The sequence below is a fragment of the Telluria sp. LT1R51-2 genome (genome assembly GCF_059685775.1).
This window is the reverse complement of record NZ_JCASIM010000001.1, coordinates 1,987,409-2,010,485: the sequence shown is the minus strand read 5'-3', so window position 1 is coordinate 2,010,485 and position 23,077 is coordinate 1,987,409. Positions and strand designations below refer to the sequence as shown.

At 62.6% G+C, this 23,077-nt stretch carries 17 protein-coding genes and 1 pseudogene; 7 read left to right on the top strand and 11 right to left on the bottom strand.

The genetic code is table 11. The features are described from left to right. The first annotated feature begins 168 nt into the window (after positions 1 to 168). Together AC56LH_RS08830 and AC56LH_RS08825 are read left to right on the top strand one after the other, a co-directional pair. The gene (locus AC56LH_RS08830; RefSeq protein ID WP_499645595.1) at positions 169 to 1,344 is read left to right on the top strand and encodes a GGDEF domain-containing protein; all 1,176 of its coding nucleotides are present in this window, start codon (positions 169 to 171) and stop codon (positions 1,342 to 1,344) included. A gap of 25 nt (positions 1,345 to 1,369) precedes the next feature. Continuing rightward, positions 1,370 to 1,474, top strand: a pseudogene (locus AC56LH_RS08825) (helix-turn-helix domain-containing protein); the annotation flags it as partial. Between the two features lie 31 nt (positions 1,475 to 1,505). Here the strand turns inward: AC56LH_RS08825 and AC56LH_RS08820 are convergent. The 9 genes from AC56LH_RS08820 to AC56LH_RS08780 form a co-directional block, all read right to left on the bottom strand. Beyond that, the gene (locus AC56LH_RS08820; RefSeq protein WP_499645594.1) at positions 1,506 to 2,033 is read right to left on the bottom strand and encodes a GNAT family N-acetyltransferase; all 528 of its coding nucleotides are present in this window, start codon (positions 2,031 to 2,033) and stop codon (positions 1,506 to 1,508) included. 222 nt (positions 2,034 to 2,255) lie between these two features. After that, positions 2,256 to 2,633 carry a VOC family protein gene (locus tag AC56LH_RS08815; protein WP_499645593.1) on the bottom strand — a complete coding sequence of 126 codons (378 nt, stop codon included), beginning with the start codon at positions 2,631 to 2,633 and terminating at the stop codon, positions 2,256 to 2,258. 466 nt (positions 2,634 to 3,099) lie between these two features. Next, on the bottom strand, positions 3,100 to 3,579 hold the full coding sequence (locus tag AC56LH_RS08810) for a GNAT family N-acetyltransferase (RefSeq protein WP_499645592.1): 480 nt from the start codon (positions 3,577 to 3,579) through the stop codon (positions 3,100 to 3,102). A gap of 268 nt (positions 3,580 to 3,847) precedes the next feature. Continuing rightward, positions 3,848 to 4,213: a DUF6869 domain-containing protein gene (locus AC56LH_RS08805; RefSeq protein ID WP_499645591.1), complete on the bottom strand. Its 366-nt coding sequence runs from the start codon at positions 4,211 to 4,213 to the stop codon at positions 3,848 to 3,850. Between the two features lie 818 nt (positions 4,214 to 5,031). Further along, a complete protein-coding gene (locus AC56LH_RS08800; RefSeq protein WP_499645590.1) occupies positions 5,032 to 5,835 on the bottom strand; it encodes a regulatory protein RecX in 804 nt (267 codons plus the stop codon). Positions 5,836 to 6,445: 610 nt separating this feature from the next. Then, entirely contained in the window at positions 6,446 to 9,256 is a 2,811-nt protein-coding gene (locus AC56LH_RS08795; protein ID WP_499645589.1) for a TonB-dependent receptor plug domain-containing protein, read from the bottom strand. 307 nt (positions 9,257 to 9,563) lie between these two features. Continuing rightward, positions 9,564 to 10,262, bottom strand: a complete 699-nt coding sequence (locus tag AC56LH_RS08790; protein ID WP_183552730.1) for a FadR/GntR family transcriptional regulator — start codon at positions 10,260 to 10,262, stop codon at positions 9,564 to 9,566. A 112-nt stretch (positions 10,263 to 10,374) separates the two neighbouring features. Further along, complete coding sequence (locus AC56LH_RS08785; protein ID WP_499645588.1) at positions 10,375 to 13,527, bottom strand: pectinesterase family protein; 3,153 nt, start codon at positions 13,525 to 13,527, stop codon at positions 10,375 to 10,377. After that, complete coding sequence (locus tag AC56LH_RS08780) at positions 13,524 to 14,258, bottom strand: rhamnogalacturonan acetylesterase (RefSeq protein WP_499648436.1); 735 nt, start codon at positions 14,256 to 14,258, stop codon at positions 13,524 to 13,526. The genes AC56LH_RS08785 and AC56LH_RS08780 overlap by 4 nt, the downstream gene beginning before the upstream one ends. Before the next feature lie 173 nt (positions 14,259 to 14,431). Between AC56LH_RS08780 and AC56LH_RS08775 the strand changes: the two genes are divergently transcribed. The 5 genes from AC56LH_RS08775 (at position 14,432) to AC56LH_RS08755 (ending at position 20,130) form a co-directional block, all read left to right on the top strand. Continuing rightward, positions 14,432 to 15,160, top strand: a complete 729-nt coding sequence (locus AC56LH_RS08775) for a FadR/GntR family transcriptional regulator (protein WP_499645587.1) — start codon at positions 14,432 to 14,434, stop codon at positions 15,158 to 15,160. Positions 15,161 to 15,267: 107 nt separating this feature from the next. Beyond that, positions 15,268 to 16,179, top strand: a complete 912-nt coding sequence (gene kdgD / locus AC56LH_RS08770) for a 5-dehydro-4-deoxyglucarate dehydratase (RefSeq protein WP_183552723.1) — start codon at positions 15,268 to 15,270, stop codon at positions 16,177 to 16,179. A 2-nt stretch (positions 16,180 to 16,181) separates the two neighbouring features. After that, positions 16,182 to 17,768, top strand: a complete 1,587-nt coding sequence (locus tag AC56LH_RS08765; protein ID WP_499645586.1) for an aldehyde dehydrogenase (NADP(+)) — start codon at positions 16,182 to 16,184, stop codon at positions 17,766 to 17,768. A gap of 73 nt (positions 17,769 to 17,841) precedes the next feature. Beyond that, positions 17,842 to 19,230 carry an MFS transporter gene (locus AC56LH_RS08760; RefSeq protein ID WP_499645585.1) on the top strand — a complete coding sequence of 463 codons (1,389 nt, stop codon included), beginning with the start codon at positions 17,842 to 17,844 and terminating at the stop codon, positions 19,228 to 19,230. Between the two features lie 3 nt (positions 19,231 to 19,233). Then, entirely contained in the window at positions 19,234 to 20,130 is an 897-nt protein-coding gene (locus AC56LH_RS08755; RefSeq protein ID WP_499645584.1) for an SMP-30/gluconolactonase/LRE family protein, read from the top strand. Between the two features lie 111 nt (positions 20,131 to 20,241). Here AC56LH_RS08755 and AC56LH_RS08750 read toward each other — a convergent pair whose 3' ends face one another. Both AC56LH_RS08750 and AC56LH_RS08745 read right to left on the bottom strand, forming a co-directional pair. Further along, complete coding sequence (locus AC56LH_RS08750; protein WP_183552715.1) at positions 20,242 to 21,420, bottom strand: acyl-CoA dehydrogenase; 1,179 nt, start codon at positions 21,418 to 21,420, stop codon at positions 20,242 to 20,244. Positions 21,421 to 21,445: 25 nt separating this feature from the next. Then, complete coding sequence (locus tag AC56LH_RS08745) at positions 21,446 to 23,074, bottom strand: electron transfer flavoprotein-ubiquinone oxidoreductase (RefSeq protein WP_499648434.1); 1,629 nt, start codon at positions 23,072 to 23,074, stop codon at positions 21,446 to 21,448. Positions 23,075 to 23,077: the final 3 nt, after the last annotated feature.

Here is a 23,077-nt window from a genome sequence, read left to right as displayed (position 1 = left end):
ACGCGCGCGAAAGTCTGTTTTCGACCCGAAGCTGCCACAATCGCCACTATTCGCGAGATTTCCTTGCGAAACTTACTGTACTTGCAAGAAATATTCGGCTACATTATCGAACTTTCAACAAAGCGACAATCAACATGACGTTTCGTCTGCTCATTTCGGACACCCGTCATGTCCTTTGATATCGCTTCAATACTTGTCGCCATGACGCTCACGATGGTGACCATGGCGTTAGCGCTGTTTGCCGTAATGGATGGGGCGGACAGGGCGGCCAGGTTTGCGCAGGTCAGCGCAGGTTCACAAGCTTGCGGATGGTCGCTATTGCTTGCATCAGGCTCAGTTGCTCCGTACAGCATTCCCGACGTCATATTGTCGACCCTGTCGATGGCATGCATTTCCGGTAGCTTCGCTTGTAGCGCTGCCGCGTTCGAACTGTGGGCCGGTCGCGGGGCGATCGACAAAGCCCCTGCGGTTCTGGCGATATTCTTGACAGTCGGCTATGGAGTAGGGTTTGCCGACTATGCCTTCCGGGTAGGTTGGGCCAACGGACTGCTTGCCCTGCAGATGGCATTCATCGTTGTCACGCTGGTGAAAAAGCCGCATGCCGCCAGTGCGCGCTGGCGCTGGCTCCCGATCGTCGGACTCACTGTCCAAGGCCTGGTCACCGCTTGCCGGGCGGTTCTCGGAGCGTTCTATCCTGCTGATTTTCCTGCTTTCCTGACACCGCATCCAATCAACGTCGCGTTTGCGTTTGCTGGCAACTGCACGGTCGTGTTGCTCATGATAGGCATGCTGCTGGCATATCGCGAGCAGGCAGCACAGGCGCTTGAGCGACTTGCGACGACTGATGGTTTAACTGGTGTTCTCAACAGGCGAGCGTGGCTTGCATTGGCAAACGCAAAGCTCGCAAGTACCCATGTCGCCGATCGGCCACTCAGTGTCTTGATTATGGATATTGATCACTTCAAGCAAATCAATGACACACGCGGGCATGATGCCGGCGACCGCGCGCTTCAGTTGTTTGCCAGGCTGATGCAGGAAGCCAGCTTTTCCGGTGACCTGGTCTGCCGGTACGGAGGAGAAGAGTTCTGTGTGCTGATGGCAGGCGAGCAAAACGCGGTGCCGAACTTCGATCAACGACTGCGCGCTCGTCTGTCTGATACGGTGTTCGAGGCGCTCGGTCACCAGATGACGTACAGCGCCGGCCTGGTAACGCGCAATTCGGCCGACAAGCAAATTTCCGAGTTGCTGTTACGTGCAGACCAGGCCCTCTACCACGCCAAAACGACCGGAAGAAATCGCACAATCAACGCTGTGGATGTGCGTTTGACTGAATTGGCGGGTTAGACAACAGTCGCGCAGTTGCAATCCCATGGCTGAGCGGGAAGCGATATCACGCTCGCCAGCTTCTAGTCAATCGATCCATCGGATTGCTCAAGCACTTGGACGAGCACCGTCCACTATCAGCCGTGAGATGGCTGCTTATGCCCGCATGGTTGTTCGGCAGTTTATGATTTCAGCCAGTCTTCGCGGCTAAGAACATAAGTAGGACACATTTTGCCGTACCAGACCTCCCGGCCGCGGTATAGCATACCCAGTCGATCCATTACGCCTGCCGAAGCAGCGTTGTCGGGATGGCGCATAGCGATGATCTCTGGCGCCGCGAGACTTTCGAAGGCGAATGTGGCCATGCGCGCCGCAGCCTCGCTGGCAAAGCCCTGGCGCCAGAAGTCGGGATGAAGACGCCAGCCGATTTCGAGCGGGTTAGACCGTACGCTTTCAAATTTAGCAGGGCGTTCCGCTTCGCGGCGCGCATACTGGATACAACCAGCTCCAGCGACGCGACCACTGGCCGGCTCGATAAAAGCCCACCAACCGGTGTCCCATGCAGCCCAGCAGCGCTGAATGATAGCTATACTCGCCTCAGTCTCGTTGCGTGTCTCCGGCTGACCGCTGATGTAACGCATGACCTCGATGTGGCTGTTCATCGAGCAAAGGCCGTCGAGGTGCTGAAGGGTAATCGGTTCCAGGCGCATGCGCGCTGTACTTAAAATGGCCAAGTCATCCCCGTATCAAGTATTTAAGCCCAGCAACGCACGCGTTGCAGTGTCAAAGTTTCTCGCTTCAAATGTACAGTGATATGGCTGCTTCGGCCGATTCCGGCTTGACGAGTCAGCGTAGCAGTTTTCCGAGTTTGAAATCCAACGGTGGCTGAGACGGCTTGGTACAGAGCCATTGCGGGGATTCGTGCCGAGCTGTCAGGCTGTCACATTGGTGACCGCCTCAATCCGATACCCCTCGGGATCGAAAACGAAGGCTGCATAGTAGCCTTCTCCATATTCGGGCCGAGGTCCTGGAGCGCCATTGCATCGTCCACCATGGCGTAGCGCGGCGGCATGGAATTCATGTACCTGACTCGGTCCAGCGGCTGTAAAGGCCAGATGAAAGCCCTCGCCAGGTACGATGACTTGCTGTGCACGTTTCAAGCACAGCTTGTCGTCACCTCCCTCATACCCGTAGCCCACTGCGCCGTCGTCAGCGAAGACCTGGGTGTACCCCAATGGCCTCAGCACCGCGTCATAGAAGGCAGAGGTCCGGTCTAAGTCGGAGACCGCGATAGACAAGTGATGCAGCACACATTCCTTATTAATAACCCCGCTTCTGGCGAAAACTAGCCTCTCGACTTCGCTTGGCAGGTTGCCAAGCCGGAAAAGTCATGAACTGTCTCGACAGGCCGGAACGGACCCTAAGCGGACACCCAGGAATAAATGAGGCCGCAAACGATCACTGCGGCAAACACCGCTAAACCGCCCAATGTGGCTCGTCGTATGAATCGAAAGCGCTTGTACGCGGCATTGCCGGCTAGTTCCAAAAGCAATTCAAGCAGCATCATTAATCCTTAATGTTTCGCTAAAAGCACCGTTAGTAAGCCGCTCTTGGCCAACACCGGCCTTTCGAGCGCCGATAGCAATTTGCCAATCGCAAAGCTCGCCCGTTAGCTAAGGTTGACCGGTATCAATCATGAGCACACGTTCGCTAACCCGTTAAGCAAGCCTACAGTGACACCGTGAACAAGACACCGCTGTATTACAGAGCCGCTCATCAGGCGTCCTTAGCAGCGCTGTCTAGATTGAAAGCCATTTCCCATCGATCAAGTCCTGGCCCATATCCCTGGAGAATGATTCGCTCTGGTACAAATCCAAATTGCGCGTAGAAACCCTGAGTATGCTGGCTCGTGTCCAGCCGAATTTTTGTAACTGCAGGCATGGCACTGGCTGTTTTCAGCCTCGCTACAGTAAGCATTTTCCCTAGCCCGGTTCCGTGAAGGTTTTTTGCGACCATACCCCAACAAAAACTGACCGATTTTGCATCGTTATCGTAGTTATACCCGCCACAAGCAGCGATGCTACCGTTGTCTTCGATTATTAAATAATTCCAAGCCACAGCATAATTGAGCAAAAATCTCTCGAAATCTTCACGTTCCACGAGCGAAAAAAACCGTGGTGTGTTTCCATCGAAAATATCTAAACACGCCTGCATGTCAGGCGATTGATAGGGTCTAATGATTTTCTTAATCTGCATTTTATGATCGAAGTGGCAACGGACCAATAAGTGGTTAATCGGTCTGGCTAAATTTGAAGACGTTGGAAATTACGATGAACGATGCTCCACTCATTACGAACTGCGGTCACTACGCATGGGGATTCCTCGGTAGCACCTATCGAACAGCTGCTGTCAGGAGGTCTGTACTGGAAGAACCCGGTCGTTCAGTTGAGCATATCAGGTCACCGAGGCAGAAAAGTCGAAGATTGTCACGAAGGACCGGTTCCGACCCAAACCGGACGGTCGCTCAACAAATTTGTACCGCTTGCACGCGTTTCCAAATCGAATCAGGCATTGCAGACTGCCACACGCCGCCAAGTATGCTGGCGAAACGCGCATTCGACCGTGCACATTGCTCGATCCGTTCGATGAAGGCCGGACCGTGTAGGTCTAACAAATCTTCGAGGGGCCCCGCAGACAGGATGCCTAAATACCGTTCCATTCTTGGCTGATTAATGGCCTCGATAATTGCCATCCAACCCAATTCTGGGTCGTCTTCAACGACCCAGCTGAACTCAAGCCAACCAGTAAGGTCATTGCTCTTCGTTTCATCTCGGTTCTCAGAGGAGATCCATTCAGCCCACCGATACCTCTCGTCAAGCAGTTCTTTCAATGGCAGTGGTCCACTCATCGCAAGCCTTTCAAAAACCAGCTAAACCATACGCACCAACTCGACTGACCGCTATTGGCCGAACTCGGCCGTTCGCGTCAGCTTAGCAGGTTGTTGGGCTGGAAAAGTCACTGACTGTCTCAACCGGCAGCTCTCGAGCCATAGCGGACCTTTATGCACGCGCTCTAATCTGCAATTCCCAATGGATAGAGTGAAGAAGTGTCTGCTGGACGGTTTGTTAGCTGAAGGTCACTGAAGCCCGTTAATCGATAATTTTCCAACCACACATGTCGGCAAGTATCGCAACCAATCCAAACGATGATCAAACCATTTTCTGAGGATGAAGGCGGTGCTCGATCAAGCTCACTGCTCCCACAAATCGGGCAAGTTGCACCTTTAGCTTCAGCGTAAAGTTCCGAAGATTTTGCGGTCACAGGTAAGTTCCATATCGCTACAGGACGAGGTGTTGATGGATAGGTAGCTCTACAGTAGGAAGCTTAGCCGATGACCGCTATTGGCCGATAGCGGAAGTTCCATCATCCGCAGTCTACCGGACAGAATTGCTCATTTAAAAATTTCTGTGTACGGCCTAGGTGGCTGACTGTCCTGACTCTGGCTAGTAGCCGCTACCGGTCCAAGCACATCATTTCCCAAGCACCCGTTAGCGCACGTCGCCCCGAGGCAGCCTATCAATGGGGAAACTAATGGCTCAAGAAAAACCGCGTCGGGATTTTAACGCCGTGTCACCCACAATCGCGCAGGGAAATCTTGAAATAATTTCTGCGCCTTGATCGCTTCACATCGCATTGCTAGTGCAACGTCTAGTCATATTCAGGCCCCGATTTCAGATGCTCCATGGCGATATTTATCGAATGGCCGCTGAAGCCCCGGTAAGCCAGGAAGCGATAAACCTTCTGCCGCAGTTCTTGTGTCATGCCCGTCTGTGCAATGTCCTTGCGAAACTTCTCGACCACAACGACAACGCGCTCATCTTCCGGCTCCATTTGCTCGATGGTTGCCTTCGTAAGTTGCTCGTCGATACCCTTCTGTCGGAGAGTCAGGGCGACTCGCGCGTCGCCGACCCGTGGTTCGATCTGCCGGGTTTTCATCTCCGCATACCGTTCATCTGACTGGTAATTCAACCCCTGCAGGAGGATCAGTGCGTCATCTGCCTCCTGTTCGCTGTAGCCTCGCAGGACGAGCTTGCGCCGCAGTACGGCTGCCGAATACTCCCGTTTGGATAGGAGCCATCCGGCATACTGGTGCGCCGGTTGCTTCGGTTTTTGCTGTGGTTGAGCCGGGTCGCGCGCCTTGTACTTTGGCTTTTTGTCGGACGTCCTTGCATACTCTCCAAGAGCAGGCTTTTTCGTCCCGAAACTGGTCTTGGGAACCTTCTTCTTGTAGTCGGAGCTGCGTGTGATTTTGGGCACGCCATCCTGCGCTGGCGCCTCATCCGTCTCAAAAGTACGTTGAGGAAGCTTGCTGGGCCGGTCGGTTCGGTCATCCTTGCTCTTGGGTCTCGCTCCGAAGCTGGATGGCTTCGGCTTTTCGCCACTCGCATACCCTTTAAGGTCCTCATCGGTGACCTCTACAGGTTTTCCGGTTTTCGAGTTGATCAGGTACATGAATAGGTCAGGCTCGCGGCATGATTAACGATCTCGGCGCCAGGCGAATCGCCTTGCCGGACCATTGTAGTCCCTGCACAAGTGTACTGGCGGCTTGTGGCCGAATTCGGCCGTTCAGCTGAGCATCTCAGGTCACCGAGATGGCAAAGTCGCGGACAGTCACGAAGGGCAGGAACCTGCTTTTTAGCCGAGTTTATTGGTGTGGTACCAACTGAACACCATCATATTGCTGAGCTGTAGGATCTCGGTGGAGTTGCTGCTCATGTAGTCAACGGTATGCGCGAACAAAAAAATCTGGCGTGACGGCAGTAGCGCGGGGGGCAGGGGGAGTCTGCCGGTCTCGCTGCGCAAGATTTGGATCGGCGTGACTACCAGCGGACTAGTGCAGAGGCTGTCTGGGCGCGGGGGACAATCGCGCTTGAATGTGATGATGTCTCCAGCAGCGGGCAGCAGGGATTTTAATGCGATCGCCGAGTACCGTCCGCACCGCCGTCATGCTTGCCGTAACGGGCAATATCGTCTCGATCATTGCGCAAGCAGACACGTGCCCTCCGCCAGCCTGCTCGGTCCACCGCCCCGCACAAGCGGAAACGGCGGACCTTACCGACCATCAGAACGTGTAATCAGCCCGCACCGTGAACGCCCGGCCAATTGGCTTGGCGATGTTCTGGGCGAACACCACACGTGAAGACAGGCGCTGATTCGACAGCGGTGGATCGGTGTCGAACAGGTTGTTCACGCCGGCGCCGATCTTGAGTTGCTTCGAGACCTTATACGTCGTCGACAGGTTGTACACACGGTACGGCTCGATCACGTTGTAGAACGGCTGCCCTGGCTGCTGGGTCGGCAGCGCATTCGTGTCTTCGTAGCTCGAGCTGTACTGCTGCGTGAGCTGGGCGAAGAACGCACCGTACTGCCAGTTCACGCGCGCCTGGTGCTTCCACTTGAAAATGTACGTGTTGGCCGAGGTCGAGCCGGTCGAGAGTGCGCCGATGCGTCCGACGCTGTCGACCCACGGGCTGCCCGCATCGTTCTGGCCTTCGTAGCGGTCGGTGTAGGTGCCGTCCATCGAGAAGCCGAAGCGTCCCCAGTGCGCGGTCGGGAGCATGTAGTTCAGGCTCAGGTCGATGCCCTGGGTCTTGAGCCCGCCCATGTTCAGGCGCGTCTTGGTGATGTACTGCAGCGTGCCGTCGGGATTGCGCACGAACAGGTCCTGGTAGCGGTCCAGATTATCGAAGATCGAGTCTTCGTTGATCTGGGCGATCGTGCGCTTCATGTCGATCTTCCAGAAGTCGATCGTCGCGACGAAGTTCTTGACCGGCTCGATCACGAAGCCGACCGTGTAGGTCTTCGATTTTTCCGGCTCCAGGTCCGGGTTGGCGCCGACGAGCGTGGTCAGTCGCGTGTTGCAGACGCGCTCGGCGTCCAGGCCCAGGCCGGCAAAGCGCGGGTCGGTGGTCAGGGTGCCGGAGCCGGCCACGTTCGGGGTCGGGCCAGGGCACAGCAGCGGATCGTCCCAGCTCGACGTCGATGGCGTCAAGGTGCGCGGTACGCCGTACAGTTCCGGCAGGGTTGGCGCGCGGAAGCCGGTGCTGACCGTGCCGCGCACCATCAGCGCCTTGATCGGCTGGTAGCGGAAGCTGGCCTTCGGGTTGAAGGTCGAGCCGAAGTCGCTGAAGTGGTCGCCGCGCACGGCGAAGTTCAGGTTCAGGTCCTTCGTCACGGGTGCGTCGAGTTCGGCATACAGACCGGCCACGCGGCGCTGGCCGCTCGGGTTGTTGCCGGGAGAGCCGCTGACGCGCCAGACCACCTCGTTGCCGATCATCGGCACATTTTCGGCATAGGTTTCACGGTGCCAGTCACCACCGATCGCAATCCCGAGGTCGCCGCCGGGCAGCGCCATCAGCGTGCGGCTCAGGTTGAAGTCGGCGCCGTAGTAGCGCACGTCGGCCTGGCGGAACAGCTGGCCGTCGGCCGAGATGTCCTCGAGGTAGGCGCGGCCCGCCTCGTCCTGCGCGCCGAACGGATTGAGGATGCCGTTGGCCACGCCGGCATACACGGCCGGGGTGCGCACGAAGTTTTCCTTGAAGCCGGAGTCGCGGTGGCTGTAGCCGTACGAGCCGCCGACGCGGTAGTCCCAGCCCTTGAACTCGCCTTCGTCGGCAATCACCAGGCGGTGGTTGGTCTGCACGTCATGCAGCTTGGCCGCGCCCAGTTCATCCAGGCTCCAGGTCAGGGCCAGGTCTTCACCGTTCAGGCCGGCCACGGCCGGTACGCCGCCGCGACCGCCCGGATAATACGGGCTGGCCCTGGTAATCATCAGTGGCCGGCGCGACGCGGTGAGGCGGTCGTAGTCGGTATTGTTGCCGAACGGCTGCGGCGGGCTGATCGCGTCGATGTACGAGCGCGACAGATTCAGTTCCACAGTCAGCATCTTGCCGTCGCCGTGCGCCAGGCTGCCCTTGGTAAACAAGGTCACTTGCTGGTTTTCCGGCAGCAGTTCCGGGTAGATGCCCGGGTCGGTGATGCAGGTCCGGGCGCCATTGGCCTGGGTGCGGGTGGACGGCACCGTGGTCTGGGCCAGGCCAGGGGCCACGCAACCGGCGGCGAAGTACGGGTTGCCGGTGATGTTGGCCGGGCGCCCGTTGCGGTAGATCGTGAAGTTGGCCGGCGCGGCCGAACCGCCCGAGGTGTTGGCCGTGAATGGCGTGCCGCCCAGCGACGCGAGCTTGCCGGCGTCCGAAATCTGCGGCCGGTCGCGCTGCAGCAGCGAGCTGCGGCGCTGGGCGCTGAACGCCGTGTAGACGTTCCAGCCGTCGGTGGCGATATCGCCCTTGCCGGCCAGGATCGTCACGCGCTTCTGTTCGCCGCCGCCGGACTGCTCCGGCTGCACCGTGCTGGCGTGGATCGTGACTTCCTGCACAGTGCGCTTGGTGATGAAGTTGACGACGCCCGCGATCGCGTCGGTGCCGTACAGGGCAGACGCGCCGTCGCGCAACACTTCGACGCGCTCGATGGCGGCCATCGGGATGACGTCGACGTTAACCGAGCTCGCGCCCAGCGCTTCGTTGGCCAGGCGGCGGCCGTTGAGCAGCACCAGCGTGCGGTTGGTGTTCAGGCCGCGCATATTGATCATGGTGCCGCCACCACCGCCGCCAACCGGTTCGTTGGTGGCCGCCACGGTCAGGGCCACGGCCACTTCCGACATCGTGGTCAGGCCCTGGTTGACCAGTTCCTCGGCCTTGTAGGTGGTCAGGGGCAGGGCATTTTCGGTCGCCAGGCGCTTGATGGATGAGCCCGTCACTTCGACGCGCTGCGGCTGCGCTTCCTGCGCTGCCGCGCCGTTGGCGAGGGTCATGGCGGCCAATGCGACGGCCGAGAGCAGAAAGCCCTGGAATGGGGTTGTACGGTGAATCTTCACTGAGTGTCTCCTGCCTGTCATCGTGAGAGTGCGTCCGGATGTGTCTCGAGATCGCGTGCTTGTCGGGCGGTTCGTGATTTCTGTGAATCGTGCGCAACCGGCGACTGGTATGTTCAATTTTACTTTGGTAAGACCACTTAGGCAATCTGGACGTGCCGAAATATGTTCTGGTCTATACAGAGGTTGTCTTATTTACGTCGGATGAGGAAGATGGAGGCAGGGCGCAGGGAGGGGAAGGGCAGGCGGCGGGCAACACTGGCCCGTGAAGCGGGCGCCGGCGGGCGGCCCACTGTTGTGACGAGGCTGGTCAGCCGCGCGAGAAGGTGCGCGTGACGCGGTCGAGGTGGGCGCGCATCGCCTGGCGTGCGCCGGCGACATCGTGCGATGCGATGGCGGCGAAGATATTGCGGTGGTCGATCAGCGTTTGCTGGCGCAGTTCCTCGGTCTGGAAGTGCTCCTTGAGCTTGTGCCAGAGCGAGCCGCGCTGGCTCCACAGGTATTCGATCACGCCGACCATGGCGCTGTTGCCGGTCGCGCGTGCGATCGCCAGGTGAAAATTGCGGTCGGCCATTTCATTGGCGCTGCGGTCTTCATGGTGCTGTTCCATCTCCTCGACAGCGAGCAGGATGGCGTCGATGGCCGAATCGTTGGCGTGCTTCGCCGCCAGCGCGGCGACTTCGACCTCGATCATGCGGCGCGCGGCCAGCACTTCGAACGGGCCCGGCCCGGCCGTCGGCACCACCGCCTGCGGCGCCGCCTGTTCGCTGACATACACACCGGAACCGCCACGCACTTCAACCTTGCCGCCCAGTTCGAGCGCGATCAGGCCTTCGCGCAGCGACGTGCGGCTGACCCCGAGCTTGGCTGCCAGCTCGCGCTCGGCCGGCAGGCGCTCGCCACCGCGGATGTTCTCGGCACGGATCAGTTCTTCGATCCTGGCTGCCACGACCCGGTACAGCCGCGGCTCGGTGGTGCCTGGTTCATTCGGCGCTGGAGTAATCTTCATCGGTCGGTTTGTCCTGAATAATTGGCAGCTCTGCCAAAACTAGCGAATCTTAGTTTGGCCGGCCTGATGTGGCAAGGGCGCGCAGCAAATAGTTATCGTGGTTACTACCCGCTCATGGCTGCGGGTCCCAGCCACTGCCGGCAAAGACAGCGGCCCGGGTGCGGTAGCGCGCCGCCTGCGTGGCGTCCAGGACCGCGCCGCCGTAGTTGCGCGGCTGGCCGTCCGGCGTGCGGTTGCCGTATTCGCGCCAGCCGCCCTGCAGCGGATTGGGCGCCGGACGGCGCAGCCAGCCGTCCGCGGCGATGTGCGGGCCGATGGTGCACTCGATGAAGGCGACGTGGTCCCAGGTGTTTGCCGTTCCCGGCGAGCGCGCCAGGTAGGCGCTGCCATCCGGGGGCAGGTTGCCCGCCGGACCCGGGCCGCGGGTCAGGCGCGAGCGCAGGAAGACAAATCCCGGCTCGTTAGCGCCGATAGTGCGCGCCTGGACGATGTAGCCGCCGCTGTCGGGATTCGCGCTGTCGCCGACCGTGCGGATTTCGCTGTCCTCAAACAGCGTGGTCCGGTTGTTCCCCCAGACGAAGTCGACATTGCCCTCGACCAGCGATTTGTAGATCCACGCGTAGCCCTTCAGTTGCAGCGTGTCCTGTTCGCTCGAAAAATGCGCATTGCGCACAGCCAGATGCCCATCGGGGCTGTTGAAGAACAGCGTCTCGGCCTGCGGCGAATGGCCGTCGCTGCGCAGCGTGCTGTTGTGCAGGGCGATGTCGCGCAGTTCGAGCAGATCGCTGTCCTGGGCCAAAAACAGCGCGCGCCCGCCCAGCAGCCCTGGCTCCTGTGGCGCCTGGCCGCTGCCCGAACCGGGATTGAGCGTGTCGCTGTTAGTGGCGCGGATGATCGTCGCTTCACGGCTGGCGCCGCGCAGGGTCAGCCGGTCCTTGTCGCGCAGGTACAGCAGTTCGGTATAGACGCCGTCGCTCACGTTGATCGTCAACGGCAGGGCGCGCGGCAGGCTCATCGCGTAGTCGAGCGCGCCTTGTACGGTGCGAAAGTTGGCGCGGCCGGTGCTGGCCACCGTGATGCTGTCGCCGACCGGGCGGTGCGGGGTCGTGCGAAACGCCCAGCGCGCGCCGGCGAAGTCCGCGCCGCGCATCAGGCGCGCTTCGGCCGTTGCGACATACTCGGTATCGTAGTCAAGCCCATGTGGCAACTGGGCGCGCAACTGCCCGTCGACCAGCCGCAGCCGATGCTCTCGCACCAGGCGCTGGCGCGGCGCCGGGCCGATCCTGCTCACCATCTCGCCGGGACGGATCACGCCGACCAGCGCGCCATCGCGCTTGCGCCAGATCCGGATGCTGCCTTCACCGGTCAGTTGCGCGCCGGGTGCCAGCGTCAGGCGCAGCAGCGTGTCGGGCGGTACGCCGCGCGCGCCACGCGCGGGGTCTAGGCCGGCGCTGGCCGGCCCGCCGGTCGGTTCGGCGAAGCGCGGGCCGACGGTCACGGCCAGATTCGCCTGCGCCCACGGGTCGCTCGCGCTGGTCAGTGCAACCGTGGTCTGGCCGGGCGCCAGCGGCGTGATCCGCAGCGCGCCATCGACCACGGCAGGCGTTGCGATGCGCGGATCGGCCACCACGGCGACCAGGTCGGCTGCGCCGCCAATGCCGACCGTCTCGGCCGGATCGCCTGCCTGCAGCGCGATCCGGTTGTCGGCGACCTGCGGCGTCACACGCGCCGACACCGTACCTTCCGGCCCGCTGCGTACGTCGAGCACCGTGTGCGCGCCTGCTTCCCAGTCAAGCGGCAGAGTTGCCGGCAACGGCGTTTCCAGCGCACTCGTGACGCGTTCGCCATCGATCAGCGCAAACAGGACGCCACCCTCTGACGTCAGGCCCACTGTCAGCGGCGTGCGGGATGCCACGAAGGCTGGCGCAAGACGGCGCCGCACCTGCTTGAGGCGTTCCACCTTGCCGCTGCGCGATGCCAGCAGTTCGACCTGCAGGGTTTTTCCTTCGTCAGCCAGCTGCATGCTCACGCCCTGCCAGTCGCCATTCGCCTGACGCCGCGCGCGCAGCACGAACGGGGCACCCGGCGCCAGCGACAGGCGCGCTTCGGCAATGCCGTCTCCGCCCTGGGCCGGCCGTGGGCCGGCATTCGTGCGCACATGCTCGGGCACCAGCTGGGCCGGCAGCGCCGTATGGGTATAGGGCAGGGGTGCCATCGCAGGCCCGCCAAACGGACAGGCGCCAAGCGGCTGGCCATTGAGCAGCGAGCCACTGTCGGCAAACACGCCGTGGCTCGACCCCGGGTCGCGCACTACGTCTGCGCAGCCCCTGGCGCCGGTCACATCGAAGGCATTGGCGTCGGAGCGCACCAGTGCCTGGTGTCCTACGCCGATGCTGTAGCTGTGACGGTAGACGGATTGCTTGCGCTCGCCGACATAATAGTTATTGAAAAGGTGCACCTGGCCGTAGCGTACGCGCGGCGCGCGCTCGGCGACGTGCTCGAACAGATTGCCCTTCAGCGTGATGCGCAGCCGGTCCGTGTCGCCGGTGGCGCGGTCGCTGGCGCCGATCAGCATGTTCTTTTCGTGATCGGCGAAATGGTTGTAGGTGACGCTGACCAGGTCCGCGCCCTGGGAGATATCCAGTGCTCCGTCGTGGCATTGCTTGATCTTGCCATTCTCGACCGGCGCCCGGTCGTCCGTGTCGGGTGCATCGGTGAAGCTGTTATGGTCGATCCAGACGTGGCGCGCGGCCCGTACCGTGATGCCGTCGTAATCCGAATTCCAGTTGCCTTGCGGGCCGTCGTGCGGGTCCCATTCCGGCTGGATGTCGCACGGATTGCGGATCGCCAGGTGACGCACGATCACCTGTTCGACCCCGTCGATCGTCAAGCTGGCGTTGATGAAGCCGGCCCCGGGTGTCACGCCCAGCAGCGTGGTATTGGAAGGAAGGGTCACCGCGCCGCGCCGCGCCTGATCGGCGCTGTCGGTGAACGGCCGGCCTTCGGTCATGTCGATGGTTGCCGCCACCCGTACGATGCGTGCCGTTGCGGGCACCTTGAGCGCCGCGACCAGTTCCGCGCGATTGCGCACCGTGTACACGTGGGCGGGCAGGGCCAGCGCCCCGCCGCGCGTGCCGCCTTCTTGCGCGGCCCAGCCGTCGGCCGGTGCGTGCTGGCGCTCGGCGCTTGCCGGCGCGAGGAACTGTGCGTGGACGGGTTGCACCGCTGCCAGTCCGAGTACGACCGCCGCCAGCGCGGCGTTCATTGCGCACCCCCGGCGCTGTCGGCAGTCATCAGGTCCCCCGCCAGTTGCGGCACCTTGCGCACGATCTCGCGCGCGACGATGTCGGAAAAGCGCTGCGCACCCAGCGGCCCCACGTGCGTACGGTCGAAGTTCTCGCCGACGCGCGCCAGTTTGTCGGCCTCGTCCGGCCCCATGGCCTGCACGGCCGCCAGCGACAGCGCGTTCAGTTCGATCAGCGGCGTGGCCGTGGCCGCTGCAATGTTGCGCACGGTGGCCGCCCATGGCGCCAGGTCATCCTGTACGTAGCCTCCCTTGAAGCTGCGCCGCGTGAGTGGTGTGACCAGCACCGGTACCGCGCCCAGTGCGCGGGCTTCTTCGACGTAACGCTTGATATTGACGGGGAATTCGGTAACGTAGTCGGTCGAGCGGCCCGGCTTGCCCGGCTGGTCGTTGTGGCCGAACTGGATCAGCACGAAGGTGCGCCGGTAGCCGCCGGCGCGCAGCAGGCCGGTGACCTCGTCCCAGCGGCCCTCGGCCCGGAAGCTGCCCGAACTGCGCCCGCCGCGCGCCAGGTTCAGGCAGGCCGTTTCGGGCGTGAATCGTTCGCACAGCGCGTCGCCGTAGCCGGTGGTGCTGGCCATGGTGGAGTCGCCCACCAGGATCACGCGGTCGTGGACGGGTGGCGTGGCCGTGGCGGTGCCGCCCAGGAACCACAACGGCAGGCATAGCAGGGTCAGGGCAGAAGGGCGCATGTTGGCCACGGTGTCTCCATATTTTTATGATCATCTGATTCTAGGTTGGTCGGACCAATTTTGCAACGTGGCTATACCGCAGAGCGTCACGCAACGGATGCAAGTTATAGGACGTCGTACAACTTGATCGTCGCGTATAATCTGCACCATCCCATTCATCGCGATTTCCCATCATGACGCTCCCGCAACGCAAGCACCGCAGTCTGTCCCAGGGAGTGGTCGAGCAGATCAGCGACACGATCCGGCAGGGCGTGCTCAAGCCGGGCGACAAATTGCCCACGGAGTCGTCCTTGATGGGCCAGCACGGGGTGAGTCGCACCGTGGTGCGTGAAGCGATCACCCATCTACAGGCAGCCGGCCTGGTTCAGACCCGCCACGGCATCGGCACCTTCGTGATCGAGCGCGCGCAGGCGGGCCTGGGCCTGGAGTCCGAGAATATCGTGACGCTGCGCGACGTGCTGGCCGTGCTGGAGTTGCGCATCGGCGTCGAGACCGAGACGGCAGGCCTGGCGGCCAGCCGTCGCAGCCAGGAGCAGGCCGACGAGCTGGCCGCGGCGCTGCGCGAGATGCAGCAGGCGATGGCCGAGGGCAGGCCGGCGGTCGAGGCGGATAAACGTTTCCACCTGCTGATTGCGCAATCGACCGGCAACCGCTATTTCGTCGATATCCTGACCCGCCTGGGCAATGCTTTCATCCCGCGCGCGCGGCTCAACACGCCCGTGCTCGACCAGGACAAGCCCGCCGGTTTCCTCGAACGCGTCAGCCGCGAACACGACGACATCTACCGCGCCATCGAGCGACGCGACCCGGAAGCCGCGCGCGCTGCGATGCGTACCCATCTGTCCAATAGCCGTGAACGGCTGGTGGAAGCGCAGCGCCGCCTGGAAAGCACGATGAACTGAATTTCCGCATTTTATGCTTGCGGATGACCGCAGTCAGTTGTACGATGACTTACAACCTGCTCGATGGCAGGTATTTCGTCCAACAACCAAATAGCGGAGACAGCACGATGCAACCAAACGAACTCAAGCAAGTCCTTTCCCACGGCTTGCTGTCGTTCCCGATCACCGATTTCGATGCGCAGGGTGATTTCGATCCGAAAGGCTATGCCGCGCGCCTGGAGTGGCTCGCCCCGTTCGGCGCCACCGCGCTGTTCGCGGCTGGCGGCACCGGCGAGTACTTCTCGCTGCACGGCGAAGAATACGGCCAGATCATCAAGACGGCAGTCGACACCTGCGCCGGCGTCGTGCCGATCCTGGCCGGTTGCGGCGGCCCGACCCGCACCGCCATCGCGCACGCCCAGGAAGCCGAGCGCCAGGGCGCCAAAGGCCTGCTGCTGCTGCCGCACTATCTGACCGAAGCCAGCCAGGACGGCCTGATCGCCCACGTCGAAGCGGTGTGCCGCTCGGTGAAGATCGGCGTCGTGGTCTACAACCGCGCGAACTGCCGCCTGACCCCGGATTCGCTGGAAAAGCTGGCCGATCGCTGCCCGAACCTGATCGGCTTCAAGGACGGTAACGGCGACATCGAACTGATGGTCTCGATCTGGCGCCGCATGGGCGACCGCTTCAGCTATCTGGGCGGCCTGCCGACCGCCGAAGTCTACGCCGGCGCCTACAAGGCGCTGGGCACCCCGGTGTATTCGTCGGCCGTGTTCAACTTCGTGCCGCAACTGGCGATGGACTTCTATCACGCGACCGTCGCTGACGATTTCGCCACCACCAACCGCCTGATCGACGATTTCTTCCTGCCATACCTGGAGATCCGCAACCGCAAGGCCGGCTACGCCGTCAGCATCGTCAAGGCCGGCGCACGCCTGGTCGGCCACGGTGCGGGCCCGGTGCGTCCACCGCTGACCGACCTGACGGCCGAAGAAGACGCGATGCTGCTGGCCCTGCTCAAGAAGAACGGGGTGGTCTGATCATGGCGATTCTCGGTGAAATGATCATTGGCGCGCACAGCGTGCGCGGCGCCGGCACGGAAGTCTTCGGCTTCAACCCGGCCACGCGCGAAGACTTGCAGCCCGGTTTCGGCCAGGCCACGGGTGACGACGTCGAGCGCGCGTGCGCGCTGGCCAGCGAAGCGTTCGACCCGTATCGCGCACTGCCGCTCGAAGGGCGCGCTGCGTTCCTCGAGATGGTGGCCGAAGAAATTCTGGCGATCGGCCCCGAGCTGATCGAGCGCGCCCAGCTCGAGACCGGCCTGCCGCAGGCACGCCTGGAAGGTGAGCGCATGCGCACCGTGACCCAGCTGCGCCTGTTTGCCAAGGTCGTGCGCGACGGCTACTTCATGGACGCGACCATCGACAGCGCCTTGCCGGAGCGCGCGCCGCCGCGGCCCGATCTGCGTCTGCGCAAGATCGGCCTCGGTCCGGTCGTCGTGTTCGGCGCCAGTAACTTTCCGCTCGCGTTCTCGGTCGCTGGTGGCGACACGGCATCGGCCCTGGCCGCCGGTTGCCCGGTCGTGGTCAAGGCGCACAGCGCCCATCCCGGCACGTCGGAACTGGTCGGACGCGCCGTGCAGCGCGCCGTAAAAGCATGCGGCTTGCCGGAAGGCGTGTTCTCGATGCTGTTCGGTGACGGCCGCACGATCGGCCAGCAACTGGTGTCGCATCCGGCCGTCAAGGCCGTGGGCTTCACCGGTTCGCGCCAGGGCGGTCTGGCGCTGCTGCGCAACGCCGCCGCGCGTCCGGAACCAATTCCCGTGTACGCCGAAATGAGCAGCGTCAATCCCGTGTTCCTGCTGCCGGCTGCAGTGCAAGCCGGTGGCGCGACGCTGGCGCAGGGCTTCGTCGATTCGCTGACGCTGGGCGTCGGTCAGTTCTGCACGAACCCGGGCCTGGTGTTTGCCCTGGCTGGCGCAGAACTCGACGCCTTCGTCGCCGCGAGCGCCGAGGCACTGCGCGCGAAGGGCGCCGGCACGATGCTCACCGGCGGCATCCACGACGCCTACACGAAGGGCGTGACGGCGTTCAATGCCGTCGACGGCCTGCAACTGGTTGCGCAAGGCACGACCGAAGGCAATGGCTGCGCTGCGCAGGCGGCGCTGTACGTGTGCGACGCCGCGACCTACATGGGCAACCCGGCACTGGAAGATGAAGTGTTCGGTCCGTGCGCGGTGCTGGTGCGCTTTACCGACGCTGCCCAACTGTTGCAGGCAGCCGAACACCTGCACGGTCAACTGACCGTGACGGTCCATGCGCGCGAGGGCGACCTCGACCTGGCCGCCAAGCTGCTGCCGATCGTCGAGCGCAAGGCGGGCCGGGTGCTGTTCAACGGCTTCCCGACCGGCGTCGAAGTGGCGCATGCGATGGTGCACGGCGGCCCGTTCCCGGCCACCAGCGACAGCCGCACGACATCGGTTGGCGCCAGCGCGATCGACCGTTTCCTGCGGCCGGTCTGCTACCAGAATGTGCCGGGCAGCCTGCTGCCGGAGGCGCTGCGTGACGACAATCCGCTGGGCCTTGCGCGCCTGCAGGATGGCACGTTGCAAGTGGGCGGAGGGAAGTAACACACGACGCCTGAACGCAGTACCAGCCGGAGGAGACGCCGGCTGTCACCCAACTTGAAAAGAACTGATCATCATGAATCAGCAAGTCATCGACGTAACACCGGCGCAGTCTGTGGTGGGCAGGTATCGCTGGACAATCTGCGCGCTGCTGTTTTTCGCCACCACCATCAATTACCTGGACCGCCAGGTCCTGAGCCTGCTCGCACCGGTGCTCACCGAGCAGTTCAACTGGACCAATACCGATTACGCCAACATCACGGCGACCTTCCAGTTCGTGTATGCGATCTCGATGCTGTTTGCCGGCCGCGTGATCGACCGCATGGGCACCAAGCGTGCCTATGTGCTGGCAATCATCATCTGGTCGCTGGGCGCCATCGGCCACGCGTACGCGATCGGCATCGGCGAAGCGGTCAACACGGTCTTCACCAGCATTGGCCTGGCCGTCGTGCCGGTATCCGTGGCCGGCTTCATGATCGGCCGCGCGGTGCTGGCGGTCGGTGAAGCCGGTAACTTCCCGGCCGCGATCAAGGCGACCGCCGAATACTTCCCGAAACGCGAGCGCTCGTTCGCCACCGGCATCTTCAATTCGGGCGCCAACGTCGGCGCGATCCTGGCGCCACTGACCGTGCCGCTGATTGCCGCGCACTGGGGCTGGCAGGCGGCCTTTATTGTCATCGGCGGCATCGGCTTTTTGTGGATGGGCCTGTGGATCTGGTTGTACGATGCGCCGGAACAGCAGTCGCGCCTGAAGGCGGCCGAACTGGCGTATATCAACAGCGATGCCGGCGTCGTGGTGGCGCCTACCGGCACGCCGGTCAAAGGCTCGTGGTTCAAGCTGCTGGGCTACCGCCAGACCTGGGCCTTCGCTTTCGGTAAATTCATGACCGACGGCGTCTGGTGGTTCTTCCTGTTCTGGCTCCCCAAATACATGTCGGCGCAATACGGCATGTCGGCCACCGACATGATCATCCCGCTCGCGGTGTTGTACAGCATGACGATGGTGGGCAGTATCGGCGGCGGCTGGCTCCCGACCTGGTTCCTGAACCGGGGCGCCGACATCTATCACGGCCGCATGAAGGCCATGCTCGTCATCGCCCTGTGCCCGCTGGTCGTGCTGCTGGCGCAACCGCTTGGCTACCTGGGCTTCTGGGTCCCGGTGATCCTGATCGGCATCGGCGCCTCGGCGCACCAGGCCTGGTCGGCGAACCTGTTCACAACTGTCTCGGACATGTTCCCGAAACACAGCGTGGGTTCGGTGGTCGGCATCGGCGGCATGGCCGGTGGCCTGGGCGGCGTGCTGCTCACGAAGCTCGGTGGCTGGCTGTTCGACCATTACGGCGCGCTGGGCCAGCTGCAGACCGGGTATATGATCATGTTCTCGATCTGCGCCGTGGCCTACCTGGTGGCGTGGACGGTCATGAAAATGCTGGTGCCGCAGCACCGTGAAATCAAGGGGTTGTAATCGATGTTTGCTGACGTTGAACGCATCGCGGGCGTGCACTGCGCCACGGGTGAAAGTCCGCTGTGGCACGCGGGGCAAGCGGCCTGGTATTGGGTCGACATCCCTGCGCGCCGTATCTGGCGCAGGGACCATGCCAGCGGCGCGCTGCAGCAGTGGACGGCGCCCGAAATGGTGGCCTGCATTGCGGTGAGCAGCGACGGCAGCCTGATTGCCGGAATGGAGTCGGGTGTGTTTCGCCTGGCGCTGGGGGCCGATGGCGCGCCGGATGCCAGCCGGCTCGCTGCGCCGGCGGCGGCCGAACTGGGCGAGGGCATGCGTTTCAACGACGGGCGCTGCGACCGCCAGGGCCGGTTCTGGAGCGGCACCATGTTCATGGACATGGGCGCTGCGCGCCCGGTGGGCGGGCTGTATCGCTACAGCGCTGCTGGCGGGCTGCATGGGCCGGTGGTGCGCAATCTGCTGACGCAGAACGGCCTGGCCTGGTCGCCCGATGGCCGCACGATGTACCTGTCGGATTCGCATCCGCAGCGGCGCCTCGTGTGGGCCTACGATTACGATATCGAAGCCGGCCTGCCGCACAACGAGCGCGTGTTTCTCGACCTGAGCGGGCAACTCGGAAGGCCGGACGGGGCGGCAGTCGATGCCGACGGTTGTTACTGGAGCTGTGCCAACGATGGCGGGGTGGTGCAGCGCTTCACGCCGCAGGGCAAGCTGGATCGGGAAATCGCGCTGCCGATGGCCAAGCCATCGATGTGCGCGTTTGGCGGGCCCGATCTTGACCTGCTGCTCGTGACGTCGATCGATCCGGCGGGGGCGGGCAATGCCGGCGGCGACGCCGGTTCGGTCGTCATCCTGCGGCCGGGAGTAAAAGGGATTGCAGAGACGCCATTCGCCGTTTGAACGGGCGGATGCGACCAACATCGTGGAGCTGATGCTGCCGGGACAGCCGCTGTAGGGTGGACGGGGAACCCGTCCACCCTACGGTGACACAGACCAGATGCACCGCGACGGTCAGAACGCCGCAATCCCAGTCTGTGCGCGGCCAAGGATCAGCGCATGAATGTCATGCGTGCCTTCGTAGGTGTTGACGACCTCGAGATTGACCATGTGCCGGATGATGCCGAACTCATCCGAGATGCCATTCCCACCCAGCATGTCGCGCGCCACGCGGGCGATGTCGAGCGACTTGCCGCACGAGTTGCGCTTCATGATCGACGTGATTTCCGGCGCCGCCGTGCCTTCGTCCTTCATGCGGCCCAGGCGCAGGCAGCCCTGCAGGCCAAGCGTGATCTCGGTCTGCATGTCGGCCAGCTTCTTTTGCACCAGTTGGTTTGCCGCGAGCGGCTTGCCGAACTGCTGGCGGTCCATCGTGTACTGGCGCGCCGTGTGCCAGCAATCTTCCGCCGCGCCCAGCGCGCCCCAGGCGATGCCATAGCGGGCGGAATTCAGGCAGGTGAACGGACCTTTCAGCCCACGCACGTCGGGGAACGCATTTTCTTCCGGGCAGAACACATTGTCCATGACGATTTCGCCGGTGACCGACGCGCGCAGGCCGAACTTGCCGTGGATCGCCGGGGCCGACAAACCCTTCCAGCCCTTTTCGAGCACGAAGCCACGGATCGCGCCTTCATCGTCCTTGGCCCACACGACAAACACGTCGGCCACGGGCGAATTGGTGATCCACATCTTGGCGCCGGACAGGCTGTAGCCGCCCTCGACCTTGCGGGCGCGGGAGATCATCGAACCGGGATCGGAGCCGTGGTTCGGCTCGGTCAAACCGAAGCAGCCGATCCATTCGCCGGTGGCCAGCTTCGGCAGGTATTTCTGTTTGGTGGCTTCGTTGCCGAATTCGAAAATCGGCACCATGACGAGCGACGACTGCACGCTCATCATCGAGCGGTAGCCCGAATCGACGCGCTCGACTTCACGCGCGATCAGGCCGTAGGCGACGTAGTTCAGCGCCGGGCCACCGTATTGTTCCGGGATGGTCGGGCCGAGCAGGCCCAGCTCGCCCATCTCCCGGAAGATCGACACATCCATCGACTCGTTACGGAATGCTTCGAGCACGCGCGGACGCAGCTTGTCCTGGCAATAGGCAGCGCTGGCGTCGCGCACCATGCGCTCTTCGTCCGTCAGCTGGCCATTGATCAGCAGCGGGTCATCCCAGTGGAAAGCGGCTTTGGTTGTCATGTTGGTCTCTTTTATAAAATGGTCGTTACATATTCGGATAGTTCGGGCCGCCGCCGCCTTCGGGCGTCACCCAGACGATGTTCTGGGTCGGGTCCTTGATATCGCAGGTCTTGCAGTGCACGCAGTTCTGGGCATTGATCTGCAGGCGGTCGCCCCCGTCTTCGCGCTTGACGTACTCGTACACCCCGGCCGGACAGTAACGCTGCTCGGGCCCGGCGTACTTGGCCAGGTTGACGTCGACCGGCACGCTCGGATTTTTGAGCGTCAGGTGGATCGGCTCGTCTTCGCGGTGGTTGGTGTTCGAGATAAACACCGACGACAGCTTGTCGAAGGTCAGCTTGCCATCCGGCTTCGGATAGACGATCGGCTTGAAATGCGATGCCGGCTTCAGGCATTCGTGGTCGGCGTGCTTGTGGTGCAGCGTCCACGGCGCCTTGCCACGGAACACAATCTGGTCAATGCCCGTCATGATCGTGCCCAGCACGAGGCCCTTGCTCATCCATGGCTTGAAGTTACGCGCCACGTGCAGCTCTTCGTGCAGCCACGATTGTTCGAATGCCGCCGGGAAGCTGGTCAACTCGTCGCTCGTGCGGCCTTCGCCCAGCGCAGCAAACGCCGCCTCGGCCGCCAGCATACCGGTCTTGATCGCGGCGTGGCTGCCCTTGATGCGGCTGGTATTCAGGAAACCCGCATCGCAGCCGATCAGCGCGCCGCCCGGGAACACGGTCTTTGGCAAGGATTGCAGGCCGCCGGCGGTAATCGAACGTGCGCCGTACGATATGCGCTTGCCGCCTTCAAAGAAGCCGCGAATGGCCGGGTGCGTTTTATAGCGCTGGAATTCTTCGTATGGCGACAAATACGGATTCTGGTACGACAGGCCGACGACATAGCCGACCGCAACCTGGTTGTTTTCCAAGTGGTACAGGAACGAGCCGCCGTAGGTGTCGTTCGGCAGTGGCCAGCCGGCCGTGTGGATCACCAGGCCCGGCTGGTGCTTGGCCGGATCGATTTCCCACAACTCCTTGATGCCGATGCCGTAAGTCTGTGGGTCCTTGCCCTTGTTCAGTTCGTACTTCGCCATCAGCTGGCGGCCAAGGTGGCCGCGCGAGCCTTCGGCGAAGAATGTGTACTTCGCATGCAGCTCCATCCCGAGCTGGAATTCCGGGCCCGGCTCGCCATCGCGTTTCATTCCCATGTTACCGGTGGCGACGCCCTTGACCGAGCCATCCTCGTTGTACAGGATTTCAGCGGCCGGGAAGCCCGGGAAGATTTCCACGCCCAGCGCTTCGGCTTGCTGGCCCAGCCAGCGCACCACGTTGGCCAGCGAAATCACGTAGTTACCGTGATTGGCCAGTGCCGGCGGGATGGCAAACGCCGGGGTGGCATACGATTTGGTTTCGCTCAGGAACAAGACGCGGTCTTCGGTCACGGCCGTATTGAGCGGCGCGCCTTTTTCTTTCCAGTCGGGGATCAACTCGTTCATCGCGCGCGGGTCCATCACCGCGCCGGACAGGATGTGCGCGCCCAGCTCGCCGCCTTTTTCCAGCACGCAGACGGTGACTTCCTGGCCTTTATCAAGCGCCAGCTGTTTCAGGCGGATCGCCGCCGACAGCCCGGCCGGGCCGCCGCCGACGACCACGACGTCGTATTCCATCGC